Here is a 16,195-nt window from a genome sequence, read left to right on the forward strand (position 1 = left end):
ACGTCCAACAGCTAGTGCTAATTGGCAAAGCATAAAAGGCCAGATGCAAAAAAGCCCCAACATTGTATGCTGGGGCTTTTCACTATTTGGTCGGTGATAGAGGATTCGAACCTCTGACCCTCTGGTCCCAAACCAGATGCGCTACCGGACTGCGCTAATCACCGAAACTGTTAACTATTTGCTCGTAAAATCAAGCGCGCTAGTCATGCGAAGAATTTGGTCGGTGATAGAGGATTCGAACCTCTGACCCTCTGGTCCCAAACCAGATGCGCTACCGGACTGCGCTAATCACCGAATATTAAACTGTTTTCTAAGGGTCAAACCCTCTGGTCCGTTCTTATCCAAAATCTGGATGCGCTACCGGACTGCGCTAATCATCGAGTAAAAAATCTATCATAGTAAATGAAATGGGGTGACTGATGGGGCTCGAACCCACGACAACCGGAATCACAATCCGGGACTCTACCAACTGAGCTACAATCACCACTGATTTTCACTTACTTCACCAACCATAAAGCTCACAACGTTCTACGGAAGTGGTGCGCCCAAAAGGATTCGAACCTTCGGCCTCACCCTCCGGAGGGGTGCGCTCTATCCAGCTGAGCTATGGGCGCTCGCCTTGGTTAGCGCCGCATATAGTATGGACAAATAGCCCTTGAGTCTATAGCTGTTTTGCACTTTTTTTACTGACTGCTCAAGTTTTGATACATTAGCCTGCTTTTCCAGCGTAAATCCCCGTTAAATATGACTTGGATGTTACGGTATTTCGTGTTAATTATAATGTTTGGCAACAACATAGATAGATCTGACCTGTGAGTATCATGTTTAGGGATGAAGATGAAACCGCGCAACCTCGCACTAAAGAGATTGAACGCTTAGAAAAACGGCTTATTCGCTTAAAATATCTGGCGCATAAGTATAAGCGTGCCGAAATCATTCAAAACGCCTTACTCGAATTATCAAATATTGCGACACAAGTCTCCTCATTAGAAGAATTCTATCTGGGTGTACATCAACATCTCAAACAGCTGCTCTCTGCCGATAACTTCTTTATTGCTACTCTCGATGTCACCACTGGTGGGTTAACAGTCCCCTTCTTTGCCGATGAAAAAGATGCCCATCCAGCCCAACTCTACCCCGAACAATCACTGTCCACTTTGCTACAACAAGGGCTAACGGGTTACGTATTTAAAACCGGCAAACCGCTCCTGTGTGACAATACTAAGGTTGATGAACTCGTCGCCGCGGGACAAATTGTGAATTTAGGTTCCCCTTGTCATTTATGGTTAGGTGTCCCTATTAGACATGAAGATAATGTTACGGGTGTACTTGTGGTACAAACCTACGATACCAATGTCCATTATGGCGATATTGAAGTCGAGCTAATGACCTTCATCTGTCACCATATTTCAGGGGTTATGGAAAGGCTTAAACACCAAGAACAATTAGAACAAGCCATACAACAACGCACCAAAGAGCTCAGCCAAGCCTACGATAAACTGAAACAAGAAGTCTACGAAAGACGTAGGGCTGAACGGCTGCAAAAGTCACTGTTTGAGATAGCAGAACTTGCCAACTCAAGCGCAGATAATCCCGATTTTTACGCTCAGCTGCACAATGTTATCCGCCATTTAATTCCGGCGAACAACTGTTATATCGCCTTGCTTAATGAGGAAGAAACCCATTTAACCTTTCCTTTTTACGTATCCCAACTGGGTAATGGACATCCAGGAACTCGCCCACTGCAGGATGGACTCACCGAATATGTGCTTAAGCACAAACGCCCACTGCTACTGGATCAAAACGACATCAATGCCCTTATCGCCTCTGGTGAAATCTATGCTAAAGCGCCCTCGTTAAACCATACCCAGACAATGCACCAATGGATAGGCATTCCCCTCTTTATCCATGACCAAGTGCGTGGTGCCTTGACTATTTATAGCTTTAGTATGACGCAAAATTATCAGATCAAAGACTTAGAGCTATTGACCTTTGTGTCACAGCATATTGGTACCGCTATTGAGAAAAAACTCTCAGCCGAGTCGCTACAACGCAGCTACGAAGAACTCGAAGAGAAAGTGATTGCCCGCACAAGGGCCTTAGCCGAATTAAATAAAGATCTTGAAAAAGAAATCCGCCAACGTCGCAATATGGAAGCAAAATTAGTCCATGATGCCAAGCACGACGCACTAACAGGCCTTCCCAATCGCGCCATGTTTATGGAGCGTTTAAATCAAGCAATCAAACATGTCCGCCGCCACAGCCTAGAACAATTTGCCTTACTCTTTATCGATCTCGACCGTTTTAAGCAAATTAACGATACCTTAGGCCATATCGAAGGCGACAGATTTTTAATTGAAACCGCAAGCCGCCTCAGATCCTGTATTCGAAGTAATGATACTTTAGCCAGACTCGGTGGTGATGAGTTCGTTATTCTACTCGATTGCGTCAACAGCATTGATGATGCAAAAGATGTCTCCGAGCGAGTGATCCAAAAAATCTCCCAACCCTACCACTCAGGCTCGCTCGAATTTAATTCTGGCGCCAGTATAGGCATCACCATGAGCGGTAATCATAGGCTAGATACGAGCGAGTCGATGCTACGTAATGCCGATACCGCCATGTATCAGGCTAAAGCGAATGGTAAGGGTTGCTATGTGATTTTTGACGACAGCTCGTCCGAGCAAGCCATGCAAGATGCCGCATTTGAAAATGACTTTAGGCTGGCACTACAAGCCCATGAGCTACAACTGTGTTATTCCCCTATAGTGGATCTACAAACCCAGCAAACCTACGCACTAGAATGTCGTTTGTTTTGGGAACATCCCCAACGAGGCACGATACAACAGGAGCAACTCGGTGCGTTGGCAGAACAGGCCAACCTTATGGTTGAATTAGATAAGTACGCAATAACCATTTTAGACAGCGCCTATATTGAGTTACTCAGGTGCCATGGCGATCAGCTAGACTTGCATTTAATGCTATCAAGTCAACACCTTAAACATAAGCATGTATTGCGTAGCCTTAAAAACACCCTAAAACAAACTCGGCTCAACCTGAACCGCTTATGGTTATTCTTTAATGAAAAAGCCTTAGTTCAAGAAACCGAAAACCATATTAATGGCTTTGGTTTGCTACAAAAGCTCGGCGTTAATCTGGGGATAAGTCACTATGGCAGTGGCCATAGTTCATTGAATAGTTTGTTATTTTTACCAATAAAAGCGCTAAAACTCGACACAAATGTCGCTAAACAACTGCAGGACGAGCAGCATATTAAACTGATATCTGCTTATCAAAAAACCGCATCCACCTTAGATCTGCTCATTTTTGCCAGCGGACTCACAAACCAAGAGCACATACAAATATTTAGCTCACTTGGTTACCAATTTGGCCAGGGCGGTGCCTTAACCGACACTTTTACGCTACTGGAAAGTCCGCAGCAGGTCTGCGCTTAATTCTATTATTGGATAATAAAAAATTTAGCTAAACCTTTATTTCTTAAACATATCCCTCAAGTTAGAAATATGACTTCGCCCGGTTTGGATACGCTCCTGTTCCGTTTGCTGGGGTTTACGATTTTCCCAGACGACATCATCCTGCGGTAACTCCAACAGGAAACGGCTTGGCTCACAGCGCATCGTTTCACCAAACTGACGCCTTTCACGACAAAGGGTAAACCAGAGTTCCCGTTGGGCCCGGGTGATGCCCACATAGGCTAAACGGCGCTCTTCATCGACGTTATCCTCATCTATGCTAGTTTGATGGGGTAAAATTCGCTCCTCAACACCAACCATAAACACATAGGGGAATTCCAGTCCCTTTGAGGCGTGTAAAGTCATTAACTGTACCTGATCGCCGCCTTCATCCTCACTATTACGTTCCATCATATCTCGCAGCGTGAGCCGATTGACGACTTCGGGTAACGTCATAGGCTCATCCAATTCATCGCCAGCAAGCATCTCAGTCACCCAACGATACAGTTCGGAGATATTTTTCATCCGCATTTCCGCGGCCTTAGCGCTAGTGCTAGTTTCGTATAGATAGTCTTCGTAATTGATTTTGCGGATAAGCTGCTTGACCGCTTCAACGCCTTCGCCACGCTGCGCATGATCGCCGGTTTCCACAATAAAGCGGCCAAACTGATATAAGGACGACATAGCCGCCGGCGGCAAATGGTGATTCAGTTCAGGCTCAAAGATCGCGGCAAACATAGAGATATGTTTTTCATTGGCAAAATTACCTAAACGCTCCAGGGTCGATGGACCAATACCACGCTTAGGCAAGTTAACGATGCGCAAAAACGCATTATCGTCATCGGGGTTCACCACTAACCTCAAATACCCCATGATGTCTTTAATTTCTGCTCGGGCAAAAAATGACGTGCCGCCACTGAGCTTGTAGGGAATACGGTTTGTCATCAATGCGCGCTCGAGTAAACGAGACTGATGATTGCCCCGGTACAGAATCGCATAATCGCCAAATTGAGTTCGTCCAACAAACTTATGACGCACTATCTCGGCGACCACGCGCTCAGCTTCCTGTTCCTCATTGGCGGCAAATAACACCCGCAGCGGCTCACCATAGGCAAGTTCACTGAAAAGGGCCTTATCGTAAACGTGGGGATTATTCGCAATGAGGATATTGGCTGCGCGCAAAATTCGCTGGCTGGAACGATAGTTTTGCTCCAGCTTGATCAACTTAAGTTTAGGAAAATCTTTCCCTAATAAGACTAAGTTTTGTGGTTTAGCACCACGCCACGAATAGATAGATTGATCATCATCCCCCACCACGGTAAAACGAGCGCGCTCACCCACCAGCAATTTCACCATTTCATATTGGCTGGTATTGGTATCTTGGTATTCGTCCACCAGCAAATATTGGATTTTGGTCTGCCAGCGAGTCCTCACCTCTTCGTGGTGTCTAAGTAGCAGCGTAGGCAAAAGGATCAAATCATCAAAATCCAATGCGTTATAGGCTTTCATATGTTGGGCATAACGCTGATACAGGCTCGCAAATAAGTGCTGTTGCTCATCCTTGGCAATTTTGCTGGCCTGTTCGGGGATGATTAAGCCCCCTTTCCAATTCGAAATCGCCCCCGCTAAAGCCTTGAGCAAATCTTTATCTTCGTCTAGCTCGTCTTGGGTTAACTCTTTGAGCAATGCCAAGGTATCTTGATCATCAAACAAGGAAAAACCCGGTTTTAGCCCTAAGACCTTATGTTCGCGTTTAATGATCTCGAGTCCTAAGGTGTGAAAGGTCGAAATCCACAATCCTCTGGCCTCTTTGCGACCCATAGACTGTGCAACCCGCTCCTTCATCTCACGGGCGGCTTTGTTGGTAAAAGTTACGGCCGCGATATTGCGAGCCTTATAGCCACACTTTTCAACTAAGTAAGCGATTTTATTGATAATAACGCGGGTTTTACCACTGCCCGCCCCCGCCAGCACTAGGCAAGGGCCAGAAACGTAATGAACAGCATCGTTTTGGGCGGGATTGAGTTTCATCTTTGCGTTATATCCAAACAAGTAGCAGAAGGGCTGGAGATCATAGCAGAATCGACGCTTTTAAGGCTAACAAATCCCCTTGATTGAGCATAGGGAGCAACTATACCCAAGCTATCTAAATCCTGCATCTTCAGTATAGATAACGGCTCACCTCACTCCGCTGACTCTGACACATGCTCTGCCATAGTCAGCCGCACTTAAGTATTTTGCAGGCCAATCAACTCTTCACCTTAGATAAAAATCACTGCGGGCTAAAATGGGCTATTTTTTATTCACTGGGATTGCCAAGTGGCTGCTTAGCTATTAGAATTCCCAAGTGAATGAACATTCATTCACTACTGAAAATGGTAAATCGAATGGATAATAAACGCGACTTAATACTTCGTGCGGCAGAAAAAATCATTGCCACCGAGGGGTTACATAACCTGTCTATGCAAAAACTGGCACTCGATGCCGGCGTTGCTGCGGGCACCATTTATCGTTATTTCAAAGATAAAGATGATTTGATCATCGAGTTACGCAAAAACGTATTACAGCTCATCGCCAATGAACTCTTGGTTGATATTGAGCAAGGCTCCTTTGAGGAACGTTTTAAGCGCCTCTGGTACAACATTATTAAACTTGGCCGTGAGCATTCACATGCCAACCTTAGTTTTGCACAGTATTCCCACCTGCCAGGTGTGGATGCGCCTGAGCATCAAGCATTTGAAAATGAAACCTTTAAGCAATTGCATCAGCTATTCGAAACAGCAAAAAGCCAAGGGATTATTCAACCATTGAGCGATGGGATCTTGTTCTCTATCGCCTTTGAGCCCGCCGTAGCCATAGGTAAACGTCTACGGCGTGGCCATGTAGATTTTAACGAACTTGAAATACAAAAAGCCTGTGAGCTTTGCCTTAGGGCGATTTCAACTTCCCCTCAAACCTAACTCTGGGAATTTTTAGTGCCATGAAAAAATGGATCCTAAGTATGCTCGTCATTGCTGTGCTCGCGTTTGGCTCAGTGATCGGTTTTAACTTGATGGTGAAAGGCAAGATTGCCGATGCTATCGCCAATATGCCCGAAGCAGAGTTTCCAGTGACGGCTATGACCTTAAACGCTCAGAAGTGGCAACCCACCATAGATGCCATTGGATTTGTTGAGCCCCATCAAGGGGTAACGATTGCCAACGAATTAGCTGGGCGAGTCACCAGTATCAGCTTCGAAAACGGTAGCCGCGTCGAGAAGGGACAAATGCTGGCCGAACTGGATGCGAAAGTAGAAAGAGCCAATCTTAAGAGTAAGATGGTGCAACTGCCTGCCGCAGAAGCCGATTTTAAACGTCTCTCAAAACTTTATGGGCAAAAATCGGTTTCTAAACAGGATTTAGACAATAGCGAATCAAAATACCTCGCACTGCAGGCCGATATCGAAAGCCTAAAAGCCACGATTGAGCGCCGAGAAATCACTGCGCCCTTCAGCGGTTTAGTAGGGATCCGTAATATCAACCTAGGCGAATATCTGCAACCCGGCACCGACATAGTGCGCCTCGAAGATATCAGCACTATGAAGATCCGTTTTACCATCCCCCAAACTCAGCTCCCGCGCATTGCCGTAGGGCAGAAAATTCACGTTTACGTTGATTCATATCCCGAACAACCCTTTGAAGGTGAAATTGCCGCCATTGAGCCTGCGGTTTTTTACCAGAGCGGCCTCATTCAAGTACAAGCACGCATTCCTAACGACAACGCCAAACTGCGCAGCGGTATGTTTGCCCGTGTGTCGATTTTATTACCTGAACTCGAAAACCAATTCGTACTGCCACAAACAGCAATCAATTTTACCCTCTATGGCAACTCTATTTATGTTATTGAACCCTTAGAGGAAGAAGGTAAAAAAGTTGAGCGAGTGAAACAGCTTAACCTGACGGTACTAGAACGTAACGGCAACAATGCCTTAGTCAGTGGCGATATCAAGGCGGGCGATCGTATTGTGACTTCAGGTCAAATTCGCCTAAGCAACAACAGCAAGGTCACAGTCGTTGAGGATAAAGCCCTCTCGCCCTCAGCCACTATGCCTAAGTTGTAATAGGAGCTAAACAATGCGTTTTACTGACATTTTTATTAGGCGGCCGGTCCTTGCCGCCTCCATCAGCTTCCTATTGCTGTTATTAGGTTTTAACGCCCTTAACAGCATGCAGGTGCGTGAATACCCTAAAATGACCAACACGGTCATCACTGTTACCACCAGTTACTACGGCGCCGATGCCAACCTTATTCAAGGTTTTATCACCCAGCCGCTGGAGCAAGCACTGGCGCAGGCGGATAACGTCGACTTTATGACCTCGGATAGTTTCCTTGGTAATTCAAAGATCTCCGTCTATATGAAGCTCAATACCGATCCTAACGGCGCCTTGGCGGATATTCTCGCTAAGGTCAATTCGGTGCGGTCCCAATTGCCTAAGGAGGCGGAAGATCCCAGCGTCGAGATGTCAACGGGTTCACAAACCTCAGTACTCTATATCTCGTTTTTTAGTGATCAAATCAACTCCAGCCAACTCACAGACTACCTAGAGCGGGTGGTAAAACCCCAGCTATTCACCATAGATGGTGTCGCCAAGGTAAACCTCTATGGTGGGATAAAATATGCTATGCGCATCTGGCTCGACCCAGCACGCATGGGAGCGTTTAATCTGTCATCCACAGATGTGATGCAGGTACTGCAGGCGAACAACTACCAATCTGCCGTTGGTCAAACCAATAGCGTCTATACCCTGTTTAATGGCACCGCCGATACTCAAGTAGCAACGATTGAAGAGTTAAAACGCTTAGTCATTGGCAGCAAAGATGGATTAGTGGTTCGCCTAGGAGATATTGCCGATGTCAGCCTTGAAAAAAGCCATGATATCTACCGCGCCTTAGCCAATGGTAAAGAAGCGGTAGTGATCGGGCTCGATGTGACTCCCACAGCCAACCCACTCACAGTGGCGGCGGACACCCGCGCCCTATTGCCTGAAATCGAACGCAATTTACCTCCATCCATAGAGTCTCGCATCTTGTATGACTCTTCATTAGCCATTGATGAGTCCATCAAAGAAGTCGTAAAAACCATAGGTGAAGCGGCGATTATTGTGATTGTAGTGATCACTTTATTCCTTGGCTCGCTGCGGGCGGTGATCATCCCTATAGTGACTATCCCATTATCGCTGATTGGGGTAGCCATCATTATGCAACTGTTTGGCTTTACCTTAAACCTGATGACTTTGCTCGCCATGGTGCTCGCCATCGGTCTTGTTGTGGACGATGCGATTGTGGTGGTCGAAAACGTCGACAGACATATCAAACTCGGCGAATCCCCCTTTAGGGCAGCCATTATTGGTACCCGCGAAATTGCCGTGCCTGTCATCTCAATGACCATTACCTTAGCAGCGGTTTATGCGCCGATTGCCCTTATGGGAGGGATCACAGGTTCACTCTTTAAGGAATTTGCCTTAACCCTCGCCGGAGCAGTATTTATCTCAGGGATTGTCGCTCTGACGCTCTCCCCTATGATGTGCGCCAAAATCCTTAAACCCCATACTGCGCCTAATCGCTTCGAACTCGGGGTGGAAACCTTCCTCGATAATTTAACCCGTCGCTACGCGAGTATGCTCGATGCCGTTATGGCGCATCGCCCCGTGATAGTCGCCTTTGCGATTATCGTGTTCGCTTCACTGCCTGTGCTGTTTAAGTTTATCCCGTCAGAACTTGCCCCCAACGAAGATAAAGGCGTAGTCATGATGATGGGCACGGCCCCCTCAACGGCCAACTTAGATTACATTCAGGCCAATATGAGTCTAGTGACGGATATCATTAAGGCCCAGCCTGAATCTGCCGCCTCACTTGCCTTCGTCGGCGTACCGAGTTCTAGCCAAGCCTTCGGGATTGCCCCCTTAGTACCTTGGAGCGAGCGGGATAAGAGCCAAAAACAGATGCAGGAGTTTTTTGCAAAGGAAGTCAAACATATCCCTGGGATGGCCGTCACGACGTTCCAAATGCCTGAACTGCCGGGCGCCTCTAGCGGCTTGCCAATCCAGTTTGTGATCACTACCTCTAACTCCTTCGCCAGCCTGTTTCAGATAGGTACGAGTGTGTTAGACAAGGTCCAAAAGAGTCCGCTGTTTGTGTACTCGGAAATCAACTTAAAGTTCGATTCTGGCACCATGAAACTGCACATAAAGCGCGACCTAGCGGGCACCTATGGCGTCACTATGCAAGACATAGGGATTACCCTCTCGACTATGATGAGCGATGGCTATGTGAATCGCATTAACTTGGATGGCCGTTCCTACGAGGTTATCCCGCAAGTTGAACGGCATTTACGCGCCAATCCTGAATCCTTGGCAAATTACTATGTTAAAGCTGCCGATGGCCGCTCGATCCCACTGTCGAGCTTAGTCGAAATTGAAATGGTATCTGAGCCACGTTCATTACCGCACTTTAACCAAATGAACGCACTTACGGTTGGCGCCGTCGCCTCGCCAGGGGTAGCTATTGGTGATGCGATCAGTTTCTTACAGCACATTGGTGACAACGAGCTACCTAAGGGTTATCGCTACGATTTCCTCGGTGAAGCTCGCCAATTTGTGACCGAAGGCTCGGCGCTTTACGCGACGTTCTTGCTGGCCATCGCCATTATTTTCCTCGTATTGGCCAGCCAGTTTGAGAGTCTTAAAGATCCCCTAGTGATCTTAGTGTCTGTACCACTGGCGATCAGCGGTGCACTTATAGTGCTCGGCTGGACCCATGTGTTTGGTTTAGCCAAAATCAATATCTACACCCAAGTGGGACTTATCACCTTAGTCGGCCTTATCACTAAACACGGGATTTTGATGTGTGAAGTGGCGAAGGAGGAGCAATTGCACCGAGGTTTAAGCAAGCTTGAAGCCATTAAACTGGCGGCAACTATACGTTTACGCCCCATTTTAATGACCACAGCCGCGATGATTGCAGGCCTACTACCCCTGCTATTTGCTTCGGGCGCTGGCGCCGTTGCCCGCTTTAATATTGGTATAGTCATTGTCGCAGGCCTATCCATAGGAACGGTTTTCACCCTGTTTGTTCTACCGGTGATATATACCTATCTTGCAGAAAAACATGAGCCTTTACTTGTGTTTGATGAAGATAATGAAACCGCGGCTGTCGATCATTAATCCTATCGCCCTTAACCCCTACGTCCTCTGGGCGTTGCGGTTAAGGGCACAGCTTTACTTTTGAAACTAAGCCCACTGGGTTACAATCGACCCATTCAGTAAAGAGGCGGACAAGATCATGATCAATCCAAAGAAAATCGAAGAAATGGCAAAACAACTCAGCGACAGTTTGCCAAGCGGACTGAAACAATTTGCCGGTGAATTTGAAGAGCGCAGCAAGCAAGTATTGCAAAATCAATTGCTCAAGTTAGATATGGTTTCCCGTGAAGAGTTTGATGTGCAGCAGCATGTGTTACTGAAAACCCGTGAAAAATTAGAAGCACTGCAAGCACAAGTCAATGAACTAGAGAAAAAGCTTAACGCCGCAGATTAATTGCGCGTTAATCAAAGTGATGAAGTGTTTTTTCTTAAAGCACAGCAAGCGGTGGCTGTGCTTTTTGTTTTAAATAACATCATTCGCTTAACCCCAAATCTAATATGCCGAGTTTTCTATGCAGTCACTCGCTAGCTATATCCTTGCCATTGAAGGCTATCCCAGCCCTGTCTCCGTGGTAAACCAATCAAACGAGCAGCAAACCTATCACGATGATAATGTGGAGATTTGTGAATCTATAACGCTTTATCACTTCGATAACGGGGTTGTGATTAGCAAGCTAAGCGAGCAAGATAAACAGCCCTATGAATCAGACATGGTTTGTGAAGATTATTGGCTCAGCTATCGGGTTGTAACAGCCCATATTGCGATTTCGCCGCCGCAAAAATCCTTTAGCAATCTATGTCAGCAAAGCTTTTGGCTTAAGATGCAGCAAGGGCTGGCAGTCACACAGCAGCAACCAGAGCATAAACAAACTTAATGCTTTAGCGTCGACCAGTTTAGGGAATAAAGCGGCAATGGATATCGCAATCAGCACAGACTATCAGGACTATCTGCTTTGGGGACTATTGCTCCTTGGTGGCCTGCCGCTACTCACTTATCCCGGTGTGCTTCTCGCCAGTTTGATGGGGCTAGGCAGCCAATCGAGCATCAAACCCGCTTTTATCTATCGATTGATGAATCAGTGTTTTCTATGGGGAAGCCTAGCTTATCCCGCCGTGTATATTCCCTGCTATCGCATCGCCCGCGCAAACATGACCACTTCTTCCCTCGTTATCGCCGCATTGCCACTGCTGTATCTCATCTTACTCTATGGCTGCTTTCGCTTTATGGATGCTCCAACTAAAGAGACAAATAGTTAAAGCTTTTGTTGGCGAGCATACTTTTGCTTAAGGCCTTTATGGTTAGCTTTAACTAACTTCCAGCGGTCACAACCATTGAAACGAGCATATTCACTGACTGCGATATCAAAGGTCGCACAGAAATCCTCATCTAAGCCATTCACCATCACGCCCGCTTCTAAGGTCAATTGCTGCAGTAACAATCGGCCCGTTTGGCGCTCGGCTTTAACATCCACACGGCCAACAAAAGTGTCGCGCCACAAAATGGCGAGAGAATAATAACCATATTGGCGTTTTTCGGCGGGCACATAAACTTCAATTTGATAATCAAAATCAAACCATTGCTTTAATCTTTGCCGCTGGATAAGCAGATTATCGAAGGGATTTAGTAACCAGACCTGATTAGGCATAGCTGAGGTTAACTGCAATTCAGGGCGATAAAAATACCATTGTCCCTCGGCCTTAAAGCTTGCCAACTCACCTTCGGACTGCATTGCGGCTAATTGCGCGCTCACATTGGCTTTAATCCCTTTACGCAGATAAGCGATTTGTGCCGCCGAGCCAAAGGCGTGGGCATCGAGGTAACGAGCAATCAAATGGCGGGCAAATTCAGTGTCCGTAGGCACCTCAATATTGATGCCCTTTGGTAGTACTCGCTCCGTAAGATCGTACACTTTTTGGAATTTTTCCCGCCGCGCCACCATCAACTCGCCGCGCATAAAGAGTTGTTCCAGCGCTTTTTTCGCGGGTTTCCAATCCCACCATGCACCATTTTTACCCTCGGTATGCTCAAAATCGCTCGCCTTTAATGGCCCTTCGGCATGAATGCGGGCACGCACTTCCTGCATCACCTTATCGTCCGGCTCAAACCAATGTTTACCGCCATTTTGCAGTTGCTGTTTACGTTGCAAACTGAAACGATAATCGGCCATCGGCAGGTAAGCCGCAGCATGGGACCAATACTCGAAGATCTCCCCCCGGGCCAAGGCGGTATCTAGCATACTGCTCTGGTATTGCGGCATTCGGCTATGCAGCACATGGTGATGCGCCCGCTCGACCACATTGATAGAGTCAATTTGCACATAACCTAGGCGTGAGATCAGCGCGGGAACAGATGCCTCAATATGCAGCAATCCTTGCTGCTGCATATTGAGCTGTAACCATTCGCGGGGGGAAAAGGGACTAGACATCAAGACTCCAAACTCACCAGATACCAAGTTTCATACCAAGCTAATACATTGAAAATCAGTACCATTTACGATTTATCATACTTGCGCTGACTCAAACGAACACGTTAACCTACTCACCCAGCGCCAGATTTAGATAACATAAAGCCGTTGCCATAATTTTGCCACTATTGATCAGCAACTTGCCCGCAACTTCCGTGAGTAAATCTGTTTTAATACCCGCACTTGCTAAGGTATTCAATCGCATTCTAGGCACTAATAACGCATTTCATAGGGAATGAAATCATATGTTCGATATTATCCTGGGCGTTGTCGCCCTATTCACTTTGGCATTATTCGGTGCTGCCGCCTATTTAGTCGGGCGCGCACTCCTTAAAAAATTCAATCGAGAAGCAGGAATAGACATGGAATCGCCACAGGCACAGTCATCCCCCAATAAAGTAACCCCGAAGAACACCACATTATTAAAAGCCTTAACCATAGGCATATTATCGATTATCGCTTTGATCCCATTAGGGATCATTATGGATATGACCTCAGATCGTGAGGCGCTTTACCACAGCGTAGTCGATGAAATTGGCCACTCATGGGGCGAACAGCAAACCCTATCTGGACCAGTGCTAGTTATCCCCTACAGCTATTTTGTGATGCAGGAGGAAGTCAGCAACGACGGCAAAACCCGCCACCAAGTGAAGCGTACCTATCAGGATGAATTAGTGATCCTGCCTAAAAAACTTCAGCTCGACCTAGACCTTAAACATGATTTTCGCACCCGTGGCATTTATCAATCCTTAGTCTATAACGCCGCGCTGCAAGGTAAGGCCGATTTCAGTTTAAATAACTATGAGATCCCCAACCTGATTGCCTTTGATAATACAAATGCACGCCTAGTGTTTGGGGTATCGTCGAATCAAGCTATTGATAAAGTGGATAAACTTGAGATAACAGGCGATACAGTCAAACTCTCAGGCTCGCTGATGTCGGGCACAGGTTTAGGCACCACTGGCGGCCTAGAGAAGGGCTTCAACCAAGGTGTACAAGTCGGTGAGGCGAGTGACTTTAGTGTGGACTTTGCCATGACGCTGCGCGGCTCGCAGTCGATTAGTGCCTTGCCATTGGGCGAACAAACCCTGCTCAATATTCATGCTGACTGGCCCCACCCTAGTTTTAAGGGATTATTACCCGCCGAGCGGGAGATCACCGCCAATGGATTTACTGCTAGCTGGAATATCAGCCACTTAACCCGTAACTACCCACAGGAATTTATTAAGAGTAATCAATCGACCCTGACCGAAGTATCGGCCAATGCGATTCTATTCGAGCCCGTGACCCACTATGGCAAGATTGAGCGTTCGGTAAAATACGGTCTGCTATTTATCGTGCTGACTTTTATCATGTTGTTCATTTTTGAACTCGGCCAAAAAACCAGCCTCAGCACTATCCAATATATGTTGGTTGGCAGCGCCATGGCCCTGTTCTATCTGCTACTACTGTCGCTTTCTGAGCATCTCGCCTTCTTGCATGCCTATTTAATTGCCGCCTGTATTCCCGTGCTGTCGGTATCCGCCTATGTGGGCAGTGCCACGGCGAGCATGAAGCGTGGCTCCATCGTTGGCTTAATGCTAGTGAGTTTGTATGCCGTGCTCTATTCGATACTGCAACTGGAAGATTACGCCCTGCTGATGGGCACAGGATTACTGTTAGTGGTCCTGCTGATTTTGATGTTTGTGACAAGGCATCAACCTAAGAACACGGCGCAATAACGCCCAACTGTTCCACCCTTGAAGACCCCCGACAGCGACCACTTTGGCTGTCGGGATTTTTTTTATTGGCAAAGCCAATCTCCCGTTGTAGCCTATGGCGTTTTATGAAGAGGCCCAATTTTGACTCTTAATACTCTGCTTTTTAGACGCTTGTCCCTAGTTTGGTTGTTACTGGCATCCATTCCAACCCTACTCTTAGTGACACAAAATCAACTATTTCCCTTGATCGATCTGCAATCGTCCTTAGCCAAGGCCCTCTATTGGATCACTTTTACCGGCACTGCGCCCTATGGGGTTGCTACCGTTTTGTGTGTATTAGCTATTGCCTATCGCTCTCTACCCAAAACGTTTTTTATCAGTTTATTTATGGCGGTAAGTCTCAGCCAAGTCATGAGTTTGAGCCTGAATCATTCACTTAAGGCCTATTTTAAGGAACCCAGACCTAATCTGGTTTTTTTAGCCGAGCAACAGATGCCTAAGGCGAGGGAGGATGCCTTCTCCCTCGATACCTTTTATCAGCTCGATAAACAGGCCCGTTCACAGGCAATATCCAACGCATTGGATAAATTGAAGATATCCGCCCCCCAGATAAAATTGGACTCGCTTATCCATCAGCACTGGGAAGATGAGATTGGCTACTCTTTCCCCTCTGGGCACACCATTTTTGCGGTGACGCTGGTGCTTACCGCAAGCTACTACTTGCTGTTGGCGGGGCTCCCCCTATTCACCACTGTGCTATTAGGTTGGGGGATATTGATGGGACTGAGCCGGATGTTATTGGGGATGCATTGGCCGCAGGATGTGCTTTTTTCTACTTTTTTGGCAGCCATTATCAGCGGCTCTAGCATACTCTTGGTCGGTAAGTTTTATCCATTAACACTAAGGGCTGAACAGGAGCCACGGCGCTGATCCCTGGCATGGTTCCAATAATCCGTTGAGGATCCGTTAAATAGCTGGCAACGATTTAGGTTGTGCTACAGCACTACCTATTTGCTACAGCACTGCCTAAATATTGCGCCACTAACGCCTCGTAAACGCCATTGGCCTTAATTTTAACTAACCCCTGATTGAAAATATCCCTCGCCACTGAGTTATGAAAGACCATTCGATAGGGCGTAGGAGGGAACACCAAGTGATAACTCACAGCTTGCTGGGGAGCGACATTCTGCTCAACCAACTGATTAAGCGCTGAGAACACATAACGATCGGCTACCACAGTATCAATACGCCCTAAATACAACATGTTATTTTGGCTTAGTTGATTGTCCACTTCACTGTAACTGGTCTTTGCTGCCACTGCCGCAAACTCGGGGCCAAGCAATAGACGGGCATTTTCAAAGGCGATTATGCTGTAG

General features: G+C 46.8%; 13 protein-coding genes and 4 tRNA genes. 9 read left to right on the forward strand and 8 right to left on the reverse strand.

The window, feature by feature from the left end; translation table 11 throughout:
- Positions 1-87 precede the first annotated feature (87 nt).
- The 4 genes from JFT56_RS17710 to JFT56_RS17725 form a co-directional block, all read right to left on the reverse strand.
- Positions 88-164: transfer RNA gene (locus JFT56_RS17710), tRNA-Pro, on the reverse strand.
- A 53-nt stretch (positions 165-217) separates the two neighbouring features.
- Positions 218-294 (reverse strand) — tRNA-Pro (locus JFT56_RS17715).
- A 114-nt stretch (positions 295-408) separates the two neighbouring features.
- Positions 409-484: transfer RNA gene (locus tag JFT56_RS17720), tRNA-His, on the reverse strand.
- Between the two features lie 53 nt (positions 485-537).
- Positions 538-614 (reverse strand) — tRNA-Arg (locus JFT56_RS17725).
- 207 nt (positions 615-821) lie between these two features.
- Between JFT56_RS17725 and JFT56_RS17730 the strand changes: the two genes are divergently transcribed.
- Complete coding sequence (locus JFT56_RS17730) at positions 822-3,455, forward strand: diguanylate cyclase domain-containing protein (protein WP_198783629.1); 2,634 nt, start codon at positions 822-824, stop codon at positions 3,453-3,455.
- Between the two features lie 36 nt (positions 3,456-3,491).
- Here the strand turns inward: JFT56_RS17730 and rep are convergent, their stop codons facing one another.
- Positions 3,492-5,504: a DNA helicase Rep gene (rep, locus tag JFT56_RS17735; RefSeq protein ID WP_198781302.1), complete on the reverse strand. Its 2,013-nt coding sequence runs from the start codon at positions 5,502-5,504 to the stop codon at positions 3,492-3,494.
- Positions 5,505-5,860: 356 nt separating this feature from the next.
- On the opposite strand from rep, the gene JFT56_RS17740 reads away from it, so the two are divergent.
- The 6 genes from JFT56_RS17740 to JFT56_RS17765 all read left to right on the forward strand — a co-directional run bounded on the left by JFT56_RS17740 (position 5,861) and on the right by JFT56_RS17765 (position 11,911).
- Positions 5,861-6,433 (forward strand): TetR/AcrR family transcriptional regulator, encoded by a 573-nt coding sequence (locus JFT56_RS17740; RefSeq protein WP_198781303.1) that lies wholly within the window; start codon positions 5,861-5,863, stop codon positions 6,431-6,433.
- 20 nt (positions 6,434-6,453) lie between these two features.
- The gene (locus JFT56_RS17745; RefSeq protein ID WP_198781304.1) at positions 6,454-7,572 is read left to right on the forward strand and encodes an efflux RND transporter periplasmic adaptor subunit; all 1,119 of its coding nucleotides are present in this window, start codon (positions 6,454-6,456) and stop codon (positions 7,570-7,572) included.
- A 13-nt stretch (positions 7,573-7,585) separates the two neighbouring features.
- Positions 7,586-10,675: a multidrug efflux RND transporter permease subunit gene (locus tag JFT56_RS17750; RefSeq protein ID WP_198781305.1), complete on the forward strand. Its 3,090-nt coding sequence runs from the start codon at positions 7,586-7,588 to the stop codon at positions 10,673-10,675.
- 118 nt (positions 10,676-10,793) lie between these two features.
- Positions 10,794-11,048 (forward strand): ubiquinone biosynthesis accessory factor UbiK, encoded by a 255-nt coding sequence (gene ubiK, locus JFT56_RS17755; protein ID WP_007651586.1) that lies wholly within the window; start codon positions 10,794-10,796, stop codon positions 11,046-11,048.
- 118 nt (positions 11,049-11,166) lie between these two features.
- Positions 11,167-11,529, forward strand: coding sequence for a hypothetical protein (locus JFT56_RS17760; RefSeq protein ID WP_198781306.1), 363 nt, complete (start codon positions 11,167-11,169; stop codon positions 11,527-11,529).
- A gap of 37 nt (positions 11,530-11,566) precedes the next feature.
- A complete protein-coding gene (locus JFT56_RS17765) occupies positions 11,567-11,911 on the forward strand; it encodes a hypothetical protein (protein WP_198781307.1) in 345 nt (114 codons plus the stop codon).
- Here the strand turns inward: JFT56_RS17765 and JFT56_RS17770 are convergent.
- Positions 11,908-13,080, reverse strand: coding sequence for a winged helix-turn-helix domain-containing protein (locus JFT56_RS17770; protein WP_198781308.1), 1,173 nt, complete (start codon positions 13,078-13,080; stop codon positions 11,908-11,910). The two genes, JFT56_RS17765 and JFT56_RS17770, sit on opposite strands and share 4 nt — an antisense overlap.
- 109 nt (positions 13,081-13,189) lie before the next feature.
- Entirely contained in the window at positions 13,190-13,324 is a 135-nt protein-coding gene (locus JFT56_RS20025) for a hypothetical protein (RefSeq protein ID WP_269819993.1), read from the reverse strand.
- A gap of 40 nt (positions 13,325-13,364) precedes the next feature.
- Between JFT56_RS20025 and creD the strand changes: the two genes are divergently transcribed.
- Together creD and JFT56_RS17780 are read left to right on the forward strand one after the other, a co-directional pair.
- Positions 13,365-14,840 carry a cell envelope integrity protein CreD gene (gene creD, locus JFT56_RS17775; protein WP_198781309.1) on the forward strand — a complete coding sequence of 492 codons (1,476 nt, stop codon included), beginning with the start codon at positions 13,365-13,367 and terminating at the stop codon, positions 14,838-14,840.
- A 120-nt stretch (positions 14,841-14,960) separates the two neighbouring features.
- Positions 14,961-15,749, forward strand: a complete 789-nt coding sequence (locus tag JFT56_RS17780; protein ID WP_198781310.1) for a phosphatase PAP2 family protein — start codon at positions 14,961-14,963, stop codon at positions 15,747-15,749.
- A gap of 73 nt (positions 15,750-15,822) precedes the next feature.
- Here JFT56_RS17780 and JFT56_RS19955 read toward each other — a convergent pair whose 3' ends face one another.
- Entirely contained in the window at positions 15,823-16,137 is a 315-nt protein-coding gene (locus JFT56_RS19955) for a transporter substrate-binding domain-containing protein (protein WP_233095536.1), read from the reverse strand.
- Positions 16,138-16,195: the final 58 nt, after the last annotated feature.

The sequence above is a fragment of the Shewanella putrefaciens genome (assembly GCF_016406305.1).
Taxonomy (GTDB): Bacteria; Pseudomonadota; Gammaproteobacteria; order Enterobacterales; family Shewanellaceae; genus Shewanella; species Shewanella putrefaciens_C.